We start from the raw sequence: 14,653 nt of genomic DNA on the forward strand, positions 1-14,653 counted from the left end.
AGGAGTAACAGATCAGGCCCTCGCAACGTCAGTCACCTCAGTCCAACCCTGAAAGGCCCGAGCACGCGCCCGGCGACGATCAGCAGCGTTGGTGTTTGCAGGACGGTGGAAGAGGTTTGCAACCTGATCGTGAGCCGAGAGGAAGTGCTGCGCCTGCCTGGCCGACTTGAGGCACTTCATGATGCGCTCGCGTCGGCGGGTTGGCTGATGAGAGTTCTCAGCGCGATTGTTCAAGCCTTTGTGCTGCCGGTGCTCCGCTCCAGGCATCTCGACCCTCTTGGCAGCTGCGTAGCTCGCCAGTTTGTCCGTGATCAGCACGCGTGGAGCGATACCTTGCTTCTTGAGCAGCTTGCGCAGCAGACGCTTGGCCGCCTTCGCAATACGGCGGCTCTGAACCAGGATATCGAGCACGACCCCATGCTGGTCGACCGCACGCCAGAGCCAATGTTTCTTGCCCGCGATGCTGATCACGACCTCGTCTAGGTGCCATTTGTCTCCAGCTGCCGGACGATGGCGGCGGGAAACGAGGGGCACGGATCGGTTCCATGCCTCATGAATAGCCTAATCCGCGTCACTCTTCGGTTAGGCCGACGATGTCTTCTCAACTCCGAGGCTATCGATCAACGCCCCGAAGTATCTGTTCGGGCTGTTACGCAACGTGCCCTGCACACCATGCTGTCCGACTCAGATAGACAATCGGTAGACATTAACTCGCACAACATACGCGGCATGGAGCGAAGCGCTTCTTCCGTGTGAGCCAGAGGAAATCGCCAGGCTCGGGCAGATGAAGATGTGCAACATCTTCATCTTGTCAGGCGTCACTCTCCCTTACGCGACACAGGTCTCGGGGGACCTGCCGCTGATGGACGAACGTGACGACGGTAAAGCCAGCACAGTCCAAGCTGCCGAAGTCTGTGTGGCTTGCGAGAGCCAATTAAAGCGGAGTTTGAAAGATGGCTGCCAAAGATTATTGCAGCAGCGTCATAAGCCCGTCATTGAGCCGCTTTGGGTGAGCCCTGTGGCCGCTTGGCTCTCACCCAATCTCATCCGTCGCAGCGGCACTCGGTTCGGGCTTCAGTGGCTCTGGCGTGCCACCTGCGGGATGTCGTGTCTGGCAATACCGATGTCCGACAACTCACGATCAGACAGGGCATTTAACTGGCGTGCGGTTTCACGAGCACGCAACCAGCGACGAAGACCTGAAAGAACAACTGATAAAAACATAACGCAACCTCGATGATGTGCCGGCGCACGCGCACAGGCGCCGCGCACTGGCTGTGAGAAAAAAGGCCACCTTTGAGGGTGGCCGAGTTTTGGGAGGAAACCCGCCACAGAAAGGCCGCGGCGGAGGAGAGGTCATCTACAGCGCACCCGGCTCATGACAAACCCAGTTAAGCCCAGCCCTGTCATGCAGACTAAGCATGGAACAGATGTGGAGCGTTTACTCCTCGTTTACGGCTGCCGAGCAATTCATACCGGGACCTTGCTGACGATCCACGCCGCCGCCACCGGGCTGAAGCCTATTTCGATCAGCTCCTCCTCAAGGTCCTCAATGGGATCAGGCTCCAATGTAATCGGGTTGTCTTCTGCTTCCGGCTCCCGCCTGCCCTCGTCCTGCTCCGCATCCTCGAGAGGCGCTACCGTAACGCGCACGACCGGATCTTCGTCGCCATCATCCTCACTGTCATAGACCTTGAGCGTGACCCAGCGCTCCTCGACCTCGTCCTCATAAACCGTTTTCCACTCGCCCATGCTCCCCTCCTGGATCATGAACCGGGTAAGGCCCGGCAATGATGCTGTCGCACTATAGCGCTTTAACGCCATCACATTGTCGTGCTTCAGGGCCCTAGTGCCATTGTGTGCCAAAAGGGCACACCCATGCCCCAATGCGGAGGCAAATCCCGCAACCCCTTGACTGTCTCCGTAGACTTCAGTCCCGTTCAGACAAATCCCGACGGGGCTTTTTCCTGCCCAGTGGCCGCACGACTTCGACCAGATCGCGTGGTGTTCCTATGCGAGGGTGCCTAACGCGACGCGGAGCTGTCGAGGGGAATGCTCTGGACGGTATTGTCACGTTAACCAGCATCGGACGCAATGAGACAAGTTCGGCCGCATGACGGCTTCAAGCAGCGACATTCGCCGCGACTTTTCACTCCGCCATGGCGTTGAGACGGTGAAGGTGGGCCGCACTGGCAGAGCGGCGGGAGCGGGGTAGAATGAAAAGGTTGTGGCCCGCAGAAAACAGGTTGACAACCTCTGCAGCCCTTCGGGATATCGAAAGCCCTGCCTCGCCCGTTCTCGCCGGTGAAACGGCAGATGCGAATTCTCTGCCCGATTGTTGAGCCCCTTGTGCGGGAGGTGTTCGACTTCTGGCATGATCTGACGCTGGGCGGCAGCGTAGGAGCCGAGCTTATCGGTGATCATCCACCGGGGTGGGCAGCCCTGCTTCTTCAAGAGGTGCCTCAGCAGGCGCTTGGCTGCCGTGGTGTTGCGGCGGGTCTGGATGATCTCATCGAGCACATAGCCGTCCTGATCAACCGCCTGCCACAACCAGTGTATCTGGCCAGAGATCGTGACCACGACCTCATCCAAATGCCAGATGTCGCGGCGGCTTGGCGGCTTGCGCCTGAGACGGCGAGCGTACGCGGGTCCGAACTTCAGCGCCCAGCGACGGACCGTCTCATAGGAGACGACGATGCCACGCTCGAGCAGCATCTCCTCGATTAGCCGCAGGCTCAGCGGAAATCGGAAGTACAACCACACCGCATGGGCGATGATCTCAGGCGGAAAGCGATGGCTTTTGTAGCTGACGGTCTTGCTCATGCCGGATCATCTACACCGCTCAATCTCATGTCTGAGCTAACGTGACAACACCACCTTCACTCCAGCCAGTAAGAAGCGCGACCCGGGCACCCAGCAGCCCATCCAGCGGAGTTTTCAACAGCATCGACCCAAGGCGGACATTCGCGGTGTCCACTTAGGTGATGTCTGGATGGCGCCCCTGTCCCTTTTGGCAAGCAGAAACGGCATCACTCGAATTTGAATAATTGATCTCCGGAACCAACAGATCTTCGACGTGTTCACGAACGGTTTCAATATCGTTCCGCGCGCAGGTGTAGGAGACATGACGTTGTTGAAAGCTCAATCGGCCCTGGTGACAGGTGGCTCGTCAGGCATCGGCGCCGCAGTGGCGCAAGCGCTTGCGGCCGCCGGCGCCAAAGTCGCGATTAACTATCACTCTGGCCGTGAGGCGGCTGAGGCCATTGCGGCGGACATCAGAGCATCCGGCGGCGAGGCCTTCGCCATTGAAGCTGATGTCTCTGATGAGGGTGCTGTCGAGCAGATGATCGCCGCCACCGTCGAGCGATTCGGCCGGCTGGAAATTCTCGTGGCGAACTCTGGCCTCCAGAAGGATGCGCCCTTCCGAGACCTCGCACTTGAGGATTGGCAGCGTGTGATCGACGTCAACTTGACCGGGCAGTTCCTCTCCTGCCGCGGTGCTGTGCGGCAGTTCCTGGCCCAGGACGAACGGCACGATCTATCGAAGGCTCGCGGCAAGATCATCTGCATGTCCTCGGTCCATGAGGTGATCCCCTGGGCAGGGCACGTGAACTATGCCGCTTCTAAGGGTGGCATCATGTTGATGATGAAGAGCCTGGCTCAGGAGGTCGCCCCTGAGCGAATTCGGGTAAACTCCATCGCTCCAGGAGCAATCCGGACCCCGATCAACAAGGATGCCTGGGGGACGGAGGAGGCGCTTCGAAAGCTGCTCACGCTGATACCCTATGGCCGCATCGGCGAACCGGAAGATGTCGCACGGGCAGCCGTGTGGCTGGCCTCAGATGAGAGCGACTATGTCACAGGCACAACGCTCTTCGTCGATGGCGGCATGACCCTGTATCCGGGCTTTGCCGGTAACGGGTAGCCGCCTGTGACATCCCCGAGTGTTCCTCAGCCCATCGAGAACTACGGCGTCATCGGCGACCTGCGCTCGCTTGCGCTTGTCGGCTTGAACGGGTCGATCGACTTCCTCTGCTGGCCTCGGTTTGACAGTCCAACTTTGTTCGCGGCTCTGCTCGATCAGGAGCAGGGCGGCCACTTCCAGCTTCATCCCCTCCTTAACGGAGCCCACCATAAGCAGCTCTACCTTCCGGACACGAACATTCTTCTCACCCGTTTCCTAGAGCCAGGTGGCGTCGCTGAGGTGTCCGACTTCATGTGGATCAAGTTTGACGGCACACCAGGCAAGCGGCTCGTCCGGCGCGCCAAGACGGTGCAGGGCGAACTGACCTACCGTATGAGCTTTGCGCCAAGGTTCGACTATGCAAGAGCCGGGCACCGGGTTGAGGAGACGTCGCACGGACTAATCTTCGTGCCTGACACTCGGGACCAGCCCACTATTAGGCTGCGCTCACAGGATGCGACGCTCACCGTTGAGAACGGAAACGGAATGGCCGAATTTCGGCTGGAGGGTGGGCAGACAGCAAGCTTCATCCTCGAGGAGGCCGAAGAAGGGCAGTCCTCTCCCGCAGAGGCATCGGACTTCGTGTCCGCTGCTTTTAAGGAGACTGCTAACTACTGGACCAGGTGGATCGGGCGCTCGACCTATCGCGGTCGCTGGCAGGAGATGGTCCATCGCTCCGCTCTTGTCCTGAAGCTCATGACAAGCCATGAGTTCGGATCTGTCATCGCGGCTCCCACTTTTGGGCTGCCGGAGACCCTCGGCGGCACCCGCAACTGGGATTATCGCTATACCTGGATCCGGGACGCATCCTTCACCGTCTACGCCTTCATCCGTCTGGGCTTCATGGATGAAGCACGGGCTTACATGAAGTGGATCCACGAGCGAGCCTGCGAATCCGCTACCAGTGGTCCGCTCCAGCTCATGTACGGGATCGACGGGCGCCACGAGCTTCCTGAGACCGAACTGCCTCATTTGGCAGGATACGCCGGCTCACGGCCGGTGCGGATCGGCAATGCAGCCTATGACCAACTGCAGCTTGATATCTACGGCGAGCTGATGGACTCGGTCTATCTCGCCAACAAGTATGGCGTGGCGATCTCCTATGAGGGCTGGCGCAACGTGCAACGCACGGTCGATTGGCTCAGCGACAACTGGCGTCAACCTGACGAGGGTATCTGGGAGTTCCGCGGCGGGCGTCAGGAATTTCTGCACTCGCGGGTTATGTGCTGGGTGGCTGTGGACCGGGCGATCCGCCTTGCCATGAAGCGCTCTCTTCCGGCGCCCATCGAGCGCTGGGCGAGGATGAGGGACGAGATCTACACCAGCGTCCACGAGGAGTTTTGGGATGACCGGCAGCGTTGCTTCGTGCAGTACCGCGGGGCCACATCGGTCGATGCAGCGGCTCTCATCATGCCTCTCGTCCGGTTCATCTCGCCGAGGGACCCACGATGGTTGTCGACGCTTGAAGCGATTACCCGCAAGCTGGCGCGTGACAGCCTTGTGTTCCGCTATAATGCCAAGGAGAGCACTTTCGATGGGCTGGAAGGGACGGAAGGCTCGTTCACGATGTGCTCATTCTGGTACATTGAGGCTATTGCTCGCTCAGGAGATTTGGCCCAGGCGCGCTTCCTTTTCGAGAAGATGCTCAGCTATGCCAACCACCTTGGTCTTTACGCGGAGGAGCTCGGATCGCGCGGAGAGCATCTGGGGAACTACCCTCAGGGCTTCACTCACTTGTCGCTTATCAGTGCAGCATACTATCTCGATCGCGAGCTGTCGCGCACAAGCCCCGGTGCTTGGGAAGGTTGAGGAGGCTGACTGATCGAAGCGGTCGACTGAGCAGACTTAATGATGATCCCTGTGGCGATGCCAGGCCCGTTCCTTGTTCCGATGGATCACTAATACACTGCCGATGCGACCGGTGACATTGCTGGGGCAGTATACCGGATAATGTGATAGCGACCATAAAGCCAGCTGGGTGGCTCCTCAGTGGGAACAGGATCGTTCCAGCGCAGTCAGCGACTGGCGACCGGGATCAATCCCTTACAAGTATTGGCTTCTCAATCGACTACTCCCGAAATCTCATGCCTCTTGTTGAGGTTTGATCAAGACAGGGTCTTCTATCAGAAATGGTCGAGTTCCATCGACCGGCTCAAGCCGCGAAGGTGTCGAGCCCGTGGATCGCCTGAATTTGCTCGCAGCCCGCCGAATTCCTACGGGATAGATCGTCAACTCGCCTGAAGGAGCAATGCAAAGGCGCAGAAAGTTCTTGTAATGCGGGCTCCTGAGAGCGCTTGAGGCATCGTCCCTATGGTGACGAAACAAGTTCAGCGACAGGGTGAGGTAAAGAGCCAACACCAGCGGCCCTACGATGTATCCTGCCACGGCTGTCGCGAGCGCTGCCAGTGGAGGTTGCCACGCGAGCCACACCGGCCCGAACTCCACCAACCAGGCTCTCAGCATTGCTACCATTGTTCCTCCCAGCAGCACGGCGGCGGCAAGGTGAGAGAAAGCGTGGATCAGCCCGGCTGTCCAACGGTACCACAGCTTGGAGGTGTCGGTGAAGAACACCACGCCCGTTGCCACGGCGACAACCCAAAATAGCGAGAACGGCTCCCAGGACAGCCGCTGAACCACTTGGGACAAAAGATGGGCCGCTGAACTCATTTGGGTGTCAGGCGTGATAAGCGCAGATGCTGTGACGGCATAAGCTGGGGCTGTCGCGAAGCCGAACGACCAATTGCGGACTGGAAAGAGGAACAGGTTCGTCCAGGCAAGCCACCACGAGAACTGGCGGGACGGAAACTTCTTACGACAGGAGAATCGGGTTTTCCCTTCCTCGTCTTCCAGTACGCTATCGTCGTGACCATGCGTCAGGTGAAGAAAGGCGCCACCGCCGCCCGCAACGATCTTCTGCACGCCATTGTCATTCTCGTGGCGGGAGTAATGGTGATAATCCCCCGCTGTCATTCTCGTGGCGGGAGTAATGGTGATAATCCCCCGCCAGGAAGAGTTTGACTCTGTCGCCAAAGAGAGCCTCAAGCTCACGAATGGAGCGGTAGGCATACTCGTCCGGATAGATCTTCTCGTTGATCCAGTTGGGCTCAGCATGGCAGAGGATGATACTCTCCTCCGGGCCAATCTGCTTCTCAAGTTGTTCGAAGAAGGCATGCTGGGGGCCATCAATGTCATTGCCGAGCTGAAGATCCGTTCCAATCAACCACCAGCCTTGTGGGAGCTTGAGTGCAAAGTAGCTCCGCTGCTGCGGGGCCTCCCAGACGGCAAAGCTGCCGCGGGAGCAGAAGAGGCGGGTGAATGAGACTAGACTGTCATACCAGTCATGGTTTCCCGGCACGGCAAACACATGGGGGCTTAATCGCAGCGACTCGGTGGCGTCTCCCTTGGGAAAGGCATGCTCAAAAGGCAGGATCAAGCGCGTCTCGTAAGCCTCAAGGCTGGCAGCCGGGTAGACCTCATCGCCTCCGAAGATCAGTATACTCCCGCGCTCCGTCTGAACTCCCTTGGTGCCATCGCCCTGCGTCTCGCTGGTGGAGAGTGCGAGTTTGTCCTGGGCGGCATGGTACGCGACCGTGTAAGTTGCGTCCCAACCGTCGCCGGTGTCACTGATGTAGTCTATCCAGAACGGCTCCGGCTGGTTACTGTAGTCGTAGGGGCCGAAAGGGGTGGCGCCTTGTGCTCCACTTCGGCTGCCGTCATCGCGGGTAATGCCCTCGACAAGACGCGGGTCGGCATGCCGGCCAAACACAGTTGCAATCGCCACCTGCTGGCTGGTCCGGAGAAGCTGGAGCGGAGCATACCAACAGACACTCGGTTTCGCTTTCTTGGGGCGCACGGGATTAGGCACAACTCTGGAGCTCTTGGGATCCTGGATACTATGGTTCAGCTGTCGGATTGTTCCCGGATAGGAGCCAGCGCCGAATCTGTTTCTCTTCAAAAGTGACCGCCAGGGCCGCCAAGTAGAAGCCCTATCAGTTTCCTTGATCGCAGGGCTGTGACTTCTGCCTCGGAGCGGAGTGAGAGCGCTTGAGAGATGCTGCAGCGGAACTCGACTGAATAAGACGACGCTCTGACTTTTAATTGGAGGGTCCTGGGTTCGAGTCCAGCGCGTTCACCAAACTATATCAAGCACTTAGGTGCCGATTAGGTTTAGCCTTGCTTCCCAGAAAACCGGATTGGAAAGCGTATGGGAAGCAATCTCAACTGAGTGAGCTTTTTCCTCCGCGATCCCATCGGCTCACCCGCAGGCCGAAAGCCACTGCCAGGATCAATGAACGTCAGGAATAGCCAGCGAGCAGACCTTGTCACGGCCAAGCTGAATGGCCGAGTTTGACCCTGAGCTGACGTAGAGCCATCTTACGGCAGCTCTACTTGCGGAATGCTCAGGTAAAGAAGGGTCGCTGCGAGCACCGGCCCTTCGATACAGGTGTTTAGTCCGCCGCATTCGCCGCGGGGGCGAAGGTGCGAGCGTCGATGACCTTGCCGCTGTCCTGGCCCTCCACGCTCTGCACGTAGGCCTGGGCCACTTGGTCGGCCGGCATGCCGCCAGCAGGATCCATGCCCATGGCGGTCAGCGTCTCGCTGACCCAGGGCGGGCTCACCACGTTAACGCGAATGTTGCGCGGCCTCTCCAAGGCGGCAGCGCCGGCAAATCCCTCAAGGGCGGAGTTCACCAAGCTGACGGCGGCACTCCCGGGCATAGGCTCACGGGCGAGAACGCCGCTCGTAAGAGTAAACGAGCCTCCCTCGTTGATATGATGCAACCCGATGCGCACCAGGTTGACTTGACCCATCAGCTTGTTGGTGAGGCTGAGTTGGAAATCCTCGTCAGTCAGATCCTGAAGCGGCTTGAAGGCGGCTTGGCCAGCCGCGCTGACAAGCGCGTCAAATGGGCCAATGGCCTGAAACAGGCGCTCGATCGACTCTTTTGAGGCAAGATCCACCTGATGTTCGCCTCTCGAGTGCGAGACGGGGATGGTCTCGTGGCGAGCTGACAGAGCCTCGACAACAGCCCGGCCGATGGTGCCAGTCGCCCCAACAACAACGATTCTCATGCTCTCCTCCTGCCTTGGTTCAACTCTGCCCAGCGGCTGATATAGGGATGCCGAGAAAGTGGAACAGGAGCCATCGGCAGGCTCAACATAGACCGGGGCTGTGGATCTCCGACACAGTTAGGGTCAGGGTGCATAGGGTAGGATGGCAGCTAACGTCACTCGCCCAGCGTAGACGAAACTGAGGACAAAGGTCGGCTAGTGGCACCAGGCCGAAGTAGGCCGAACGTCTCGACCTAAGGGGTAAGCAGATTTCTACACTGCCGCGTTCATGGGCCGTCCGTGACCCACAACAGACCTTCGGCTGTCTTAAGTCGTCACGACGAGCAGTCCCGACTTCTAAGATTTCATTCCCGTAGGAGAGAATGGGGTAAAGGGTTATCATCGCATGAACCCAAGGGGTTCAGCTGTGTACCAATCTGGGGACGGCGCTACTGTCTTCGACATTCAGATTGACGCTGCCGAGGCAGCGAGCGATCGTGCTGACACCGAGCCCTCGATCCTTTTTCCCGAGAAAGACATCCTGTTCTCCGCTGACTTCCGGAGATCCGGAGCCGATCTCCTGCTCGTAAGGCATGAGACAACCGCAATCATCTTGGACTATTTCCGGGACGGGCGACGCCTGAGCATCACAACGCCCGAAGGTGCGAGCCTCACAGGTGCTACCGTCGAGGCGCTAGCAGGCCCTGACTCCTCGGGCCAATATGCGCAGGCGAGCAATGCTACGCCAACCCGGACGCCGATCGGTCGTGTCGAGAAAGTGTCGGGGTCGGCGACCGTCCTGCGGAATGGCGTTCCAGTCGAGTTGCACTTCGGCGATATGGTCGCCAAAGGCGACGTCGTACAGACAGGAACGGATTCGTCGCTGACGATCAAATTCAACGACGGCACAGTCTTCAGCCTGTCTTCCAGCGCCCGCATGGTGTTGAACGACATGGTGTACACCGCAGATTCGAATGCGAACTCGGCGCTGTTCACCCTGGTCCAGGGCGTCATCGGCTTCGTCGCGGGACGGGTTGCCAAGTCCGGCGATCTCAAGGTGGATACCCCGGTCGCCACCATGGCGATCAGGGGTACGGCCGTCCAGACCGAGATCGCAGCATTCAGCGGAACCACGAAGTTCTCGCTTCTGACGGAGCCGGATGGAACCGTGGGTTCGTTCGCTCTCCTGGACAAGAACAACCCGTCCCGTGTGATCACGTCGCTGTCGGATGCCCGCATTGCCGCGCTCTTAACGCCGGTCCCCGGCTCTGACCCGCGCATTACACAGATCACGAAGACGGCTGACGACATCCGCGGCGAGAACGATTTCGCACGAGACATCTTCCAGTTCTATTCTACTGAGAACCGTCAGCCCAGGGGCAGCAGTGGTTTCGACGACAAGCCGATCGTTCCCGTGACCCTGCCTCAGCCAGTCGATCTGCCCGACTTGTTGCCCTTCGACGTCACACCTGTTGTCCGAGAGCGTGCCGCTCCTCGCGAAGTTGTTCTTCCATCCCTTACAATCGATCCAATACTGATCCGTGGCTCGGCCGTCGAGGACGGACCGCTTGCACAGCTTAGCGGCCTAATGGAGGCGGCCACGCTGGCTGGCGATACTCTGCCGCTCGTGATCGTTCCGGCGTCATTGCCTCCCGGTGTGAGATATCTCGACAGCGCGCGGACTTTCTCTCTGGATCCATCGCATCCATCCTATCAGCAACTGGGTGACAGGGAGACTGAGACCGTCACGGTCGATTACAGCGTGCTGATCGATGGCAACATCCGAGTTCCGGCATCGATATCGTGGATTGTTGCTGGCCGAAACGATACTCCCGTTGCAGCAGGCGACCGCATCGACGACGTGGGCGAAGCTGGAGTTAGGGTCTTGGCGGTGCGCGCTAACGACCGCGACGCCGACGGCGATTCACTAAATGTGATCCGCTGGACAAGCCCGCTCGAAGGTGTCGTCTTCCGCAACTCGTCAGGGGAGCTGGTGTTCGACCCTCGCGACGATTTCCGCGCCCTCAGCAATGGTGAAACGGCAACAGTGACCTTCGACTATGCAGTCACCGACGGCAACGGAGGAACCGATACTGCAAACGTCACGCTGCAAGTCCGCGGCACCGGAACGTTCGCGTCTCCTCACCAAACAGCCTCGACCAGCAGCATCCTCGACTATAATGATCAGCCTGTCTCGCTCTCCATTAGTGCGCCATCTGCCACCACGACTGCAATTGCCAATTTTCGCCTTACCATCAATCTTGGGTCGTTCTTGCAGCCGCAGATGAATATTCTCTACCTGATTGACATCTCGGGCAGCACATCGGAACGATTTGAAGGGACACCGGTCGGAGATCTTAACGGCGACGGACGTGCCAATACCATCCTGGATGCAGAAATTGCCGGCCTCATCGCTCTGACTGAGCGCGTGAAAGGAATCGGATTCTCTCCCGCCGACCTCACCATCACGATCATCCCATTCAACGGCAGCGCCGACCCGGCTGGTCCTACGAGTGGAGGCTTCGTGAATGCCGAAACGTTCAGCCTCGGACAAGAGGGGGAGGAGTCGATCGCGAATTACTTGAGAGGGCTCACTTCCAATGGATTAACGAACTTCGCCAATGCCTTGCGAGCGGCCAATGACCGTCTGCAGATCTTAGACCAGGGGGATGAGGGAAACTTCCTGTACTTCCTTTCTGACGGCAGGGGGCAAGGCGCGATCGATGCAGAACTTGCGACGCTGAACAACGTTTACGGCACGAAAATCACGGCTCTCGGTGTCGGCGAGGGTGCGAGTCTCTCCCAAATGAATGAAATCGACAATACGGGCGGAGCATCGCTGCTGACCTTACCAGACCAGATCGACGTTTCCGTCCTCGGATTACCAGTTCCAAGTGGGGCGGTCGCCGATATCGACCTCTTTGTGAACGGTACGGTGGTCGCTGAGATCGGTCCGGAGGATTTCGTCTCTACGCCCGCCGGGCTTGCGCTAGATACGTCGATTGGAGGGTTGAGGCGGCTCGTGGGAGACGGGAATACGGTGTCGGCTGTTGTCACATTCGCGAGCGGGGAGGTTCTGACGACGGAGTTGGCTATTGCAGGCGCTTTGCCCCGTTCCACAGACCTGATCCTGTGAGGGGTCATGCATCGACCAATGATCCTGTCCGATCCCTTTCCTGATGGTCTGGCCCGATGGGAGACGCGTCCACATAGCGGCTGCCAAGGCGAGAAGATCATTGTGGCATATGCCTACGCCCCAGCGGAGCGACGGCTGTGACCGTTCTCCCGAAAAAGATACGCCGCTTCGGGATTGGACGGATTGTTGGCCTCCTGCTTCTGGTCGGACTGCTCGCCTTGCGGATCTGGGATCCTGGACCCATCGAAGCTCTTCGCCAGAGGTCGTTTGATATATACCAGCTGATGCATCCGCGTGCCGCGCGCCAGGACCTTGTCACCATCGTGGATATTGACGAGACGAGCCTGCGGGCTCTGGGACAATGGCCCTGGCCACGTACGGTCATGGGCGAGATGCTCTCGAAGATCGTCGAGCGAGGCGGCACGGTCATTGGCTTCGATGTCCTTTTTCCTGAACCGGACCGAAGCTCACCAGAGGTGGCGGCTGAGACATTTCAGGGGCTTGACAACGCAACCCGGGAGAAGCTCCGGCGCCTGCCCGGTAATGACGCTGTCTTCGCCGAAGCCATTCGAACGTCGAAGGTGGTTCTCGGGCAGTCGGGATATCGCGTCTCGGGCACGGCGCCAATTGCTCGGTCGGCCATCCAGACGGGCATCGCGATCCTCGGTCCGGACCCGCGCCCTTTCCTGGTCGACTTTCCCCATCTCCTGCGCAACCTCCCAATTCTTGACGAGGCTGCTCAGGGCCAGGGAATTTTTTCAATCATTCCTGAACAGGACGGCATTGTCCGCCGTGTCCCAGTCGTGGCAGTCGCGGATGGCACCGTCGTTCCGTCACTTTCCCTTGAGATGCTGCGGGTCGCTACCGGATCGGGCGCCATTCTGATCAAGACGGATGCCAGCGGTGTCCGGAGCGTCGGTGTTGATGATCGTGAAATCCCCACGGACGGCAAAGGCCGGGTCTGGATTCATTTTTCTTCGCTCAACCCGGGCAGATATGTTTCCGCTATCGATCTCCTGCAGGGCAGGGTGCCCGCTGACCGGGTCGCGGGTAAGATGGTGTTGATCGGGACCTCCGCCGCCGGCCTTCTGGATCTCAAGGTCACTCCAGTCCACCCGGCATTGCCAGGGGTGGAGTTGCATGCCCAACTCTTAGAGGGTGCCCTCACGGGATCGACCCTGAGCCGGCCGACTTACACGGCCTTTATCGAGATCCTGCTCGCTACGCTTCTGAGCCTGTCCCTGGTCGCACTGGTACCCAGGGTGAATGCCGGAACCCTTTTTGTGCTCGGAGGCACCACTGCCGCTGTGACCCTGGGCGTGTCTTGGTACTGCTTCTCTTTCCTTAATCTGCTGATCGACTACACCTTCCCGCTGATCTCAAGCCTTGTGGTTTACGCGGCTCTGGTCTTCACGAACTACGTGACCGTGTCCGCGGACCGCTACCGAATCAGATCGGCGTTCAGCCAGTATCTCTCACCCGACTTAGTTGAGCAGCTGGCACAATCACCCGAGAAACTGACCCTTGGCGGAGAGCTGCGTGTGCTGACCGTGCTCTTCTCGGACGTTCGCGGCTTCACGGCAATTTCCGAGTTATACAAGGACGATCCACAGGGACTGACGACCCTGATCAATCGGCTTTTCACCCCGCTGACCAAGGACATCATGGAGCGCCGCGGGACGATCGACAAATACATGGGCGACGCCATCATGGCGTTCTGGAACGCCCCGCTCGCCGATCCACGTCATGAGATGAATGCGTGTGAGGCCGCGTTCGCGATGCTGGACAGTCTCAAAGTGCTGAACGAACAACGCCAGCGTGAAGCCGATCAGCCGGTTTCACCACTCAGGATCGGAATTGGCCTCAATACCGGCCTCTGTGCCGTCGGCAACTTTGGGTCCGATCTGCACTTCAACTACTCGGCCCTGGGGGACACGGTCAATCTGGCGTCCCGCCTCGAGGGAATGACAAAGCACTACGGTGTTCCCATCATCATCGGTGAGCGGACCGCGCAGGCAGTTCTGACCCAGTTCGCCGTTCTCGAAATCGACCATTTGCAGGTCAGAGGAAAGCGGGAGCCGGAGAGGATCTTCACTGTCCTAGGGCGCGCCGATGTGGCTACGAGCCGTGACTTCTCGGAGTTGAACGAACGGAACGGCATCATGCTGACCGCCTATCGTTGCCGGGAGTGGTCGCAGGCGCTTGAGATGATTCTTTTCTGTCGGGAGTTAGGCAAGAAATTCGGTCTCGATGATTACTACGAGCTTTACATTGAACGCATCCGCCACCTCATCGAGACTCCGGTCTCATCGAGCTAACGTAGCTGCGGCTTCTTGCAATGATCGAACCAACACTGGTCGTCTGCCGGCGGAATAAATGCTATCCTAGCCCGTGAATAAGTCGCAGTAGGTGAATGGTGGATGGATAAGCTTATCAACCTGGCCTAAGCTTTCCGCCCTAACTGCAGGAGCACTAAGGTCGGCTCCTGGCACTCCTGAGACC

9 protein-coding genes and 2 pseudogenes are annotated in these 14,653 nt (G+C 58.9%); 4 read left to right on the top strand and 7 right to left on the bottom strand.

Going from position 1 to position 14,653, the window contains the following annotated elements; all coding sequences use genetic code 11:
* Positions 1-12: 12 nt before the first annotated feature.
* The 4 genes and pseudogenes from MA07_RS10515 to MA07_RS10525 form a co-directional block, all read right to left on the bottom strand.
* A pseudogene (locus tag MA07_RS10515) lies at positions 13-516 on the bottom strand (IS6 family transposase); the annotation flags it as partial.
* A gap of 558 nt (positions 517-1,074) precedes the next feature.
* Positions 1,075-1,224 carry a DUF1127 domain-containing protein gene (locus MA07_RS28900; protein ID WP_081928904.1) on the bottom strand — a complete coding sequence of 50 codons (150 nt, stop codon included), beginning with the start codon at positions 1,222-1,224 and terminating at the stop codon, positions 1,075-1,077.
* A 246-nt stretch (positions 1,225-1,470) separates the two neighbouring features.
* Positions 1,471-1,752, bottom strand: a complete 282-nt coding sequence (locus MA07_RS10520) for a hypothetical protein (RefSeq protein WP_152568819.1) — start codon at positions 1,750-1,752, stop codon at positions 1,471-1,473.
* A 397-nt stretch (positions 1,753-2,149) separates the two neighbouring features.
* Positions 2,150-2,823: pseudogene (locus MA07_RS10525) on the bottom strand (IS6 family transposase).
* Positions 2,824-3,124: 301 nt separating this feature from the next.
* Here MA07_RS10525 and MA07_RS10530 point away from each other — a divergent pair.
* The gene (locus MA07_RS10530) at positions 3,125-3,925 is read left to right on the top strand and encodes a glucose 1-dehydrogenase (RefSeq protein WP_036350273.1); all 801 of its coding nucleotides are present in this window, start codon (positions 3,125-3,127) and stop codon (positions 3,923-3,925) included.
* A gap of 6 nt (positions 3,926-3,931) precedes the next feature.
* A complete protein-coding gene (locus MA07_RS10535; protein WP_036350275.1) occupies positions 3,932-5,773 on the top strand; it encodes a glycoside hydrolase family 15 protein in 1,842 nt (613 codons plus the stop codon).
* A 273-nt stretch (positions 5,774-6,046) separates the two neighbouring features.
* Here MA07_RS10535 and MA07_RS27735 read toward each other — a convergent pair whose 3' ends face one another.
* The 3 genes from MA07_RS27735 to MA07_RS10545 form a co-directional block, all read right to left on the bottom strand.
* Positions 6,047-6,883, bottom strand: a complete 837-nt coding sequence (locus MA07_RS27735; RefSeq protein ID WP_052003047.1) for a hypothetical protein — start codon at positions 6,881-6,883, stop codon at positions 6,047-6,049.
* Positions 6,884-6,890: 7 nt separating this feature from the next.
* A complete protein-coding gene (locus tag MA07_RS27740; RefSeq protein ID WP_160195422.1) occupies positions 6,891-7,745 on the bottom strand; it encodes a metallophosphoesterase in 855 nt (284 codons plus the stop codon).
* A 667-nt stretch (positions 7,746-8,412) separates the two neighbouring features.
* Entirely contained in the window at positions 8,413-9,036 is a 624-nt protein-coding gene (locus MA07_RS10545) for a short chain dehydrogenase (protein ID WP_036350277.1), read from the bottom strand.
* A 406-nt stretch (positions 9,037-9,442) separates the two neighbouring features.
* Here MA07_RS10545 and MA07_RS27745 point away from each other — a divergent pair, with 406 nt between their 5' ends.
* Complete coding sequence (locus tag MA07_RS27745) at positions 9,443-12,151, top strand: cadherin-like domain-containing protein (protein ID WP_160195423.1); 2,709 nt, start codon at positions 9,443-9,445, stop codon at positions 12,149-12,151.
* A gap of 137 nt (positions 12,152-12,288) precedes the next feature.
* Entirely contained in the window at positions 12,289-14,469 is a 2,181-nt protein-coding gene (locus tag MA07_RS10555) for an adenylate/guanylate cyclase domain-containing protein (protein WP_052003050.1), read from the top strand.
* Positions 14,470-14,653: the final 184 nt, after the last annotated feature.

This window comes from Microvirga sp. BSC39 (assembly GCF_000739015.1).
Taxonomy (GTDB): Bacteria; Pseudomonadota; Alphaproteobacteria; order Rhizobiales; family Beijerinckiaceae; genus Microvirga.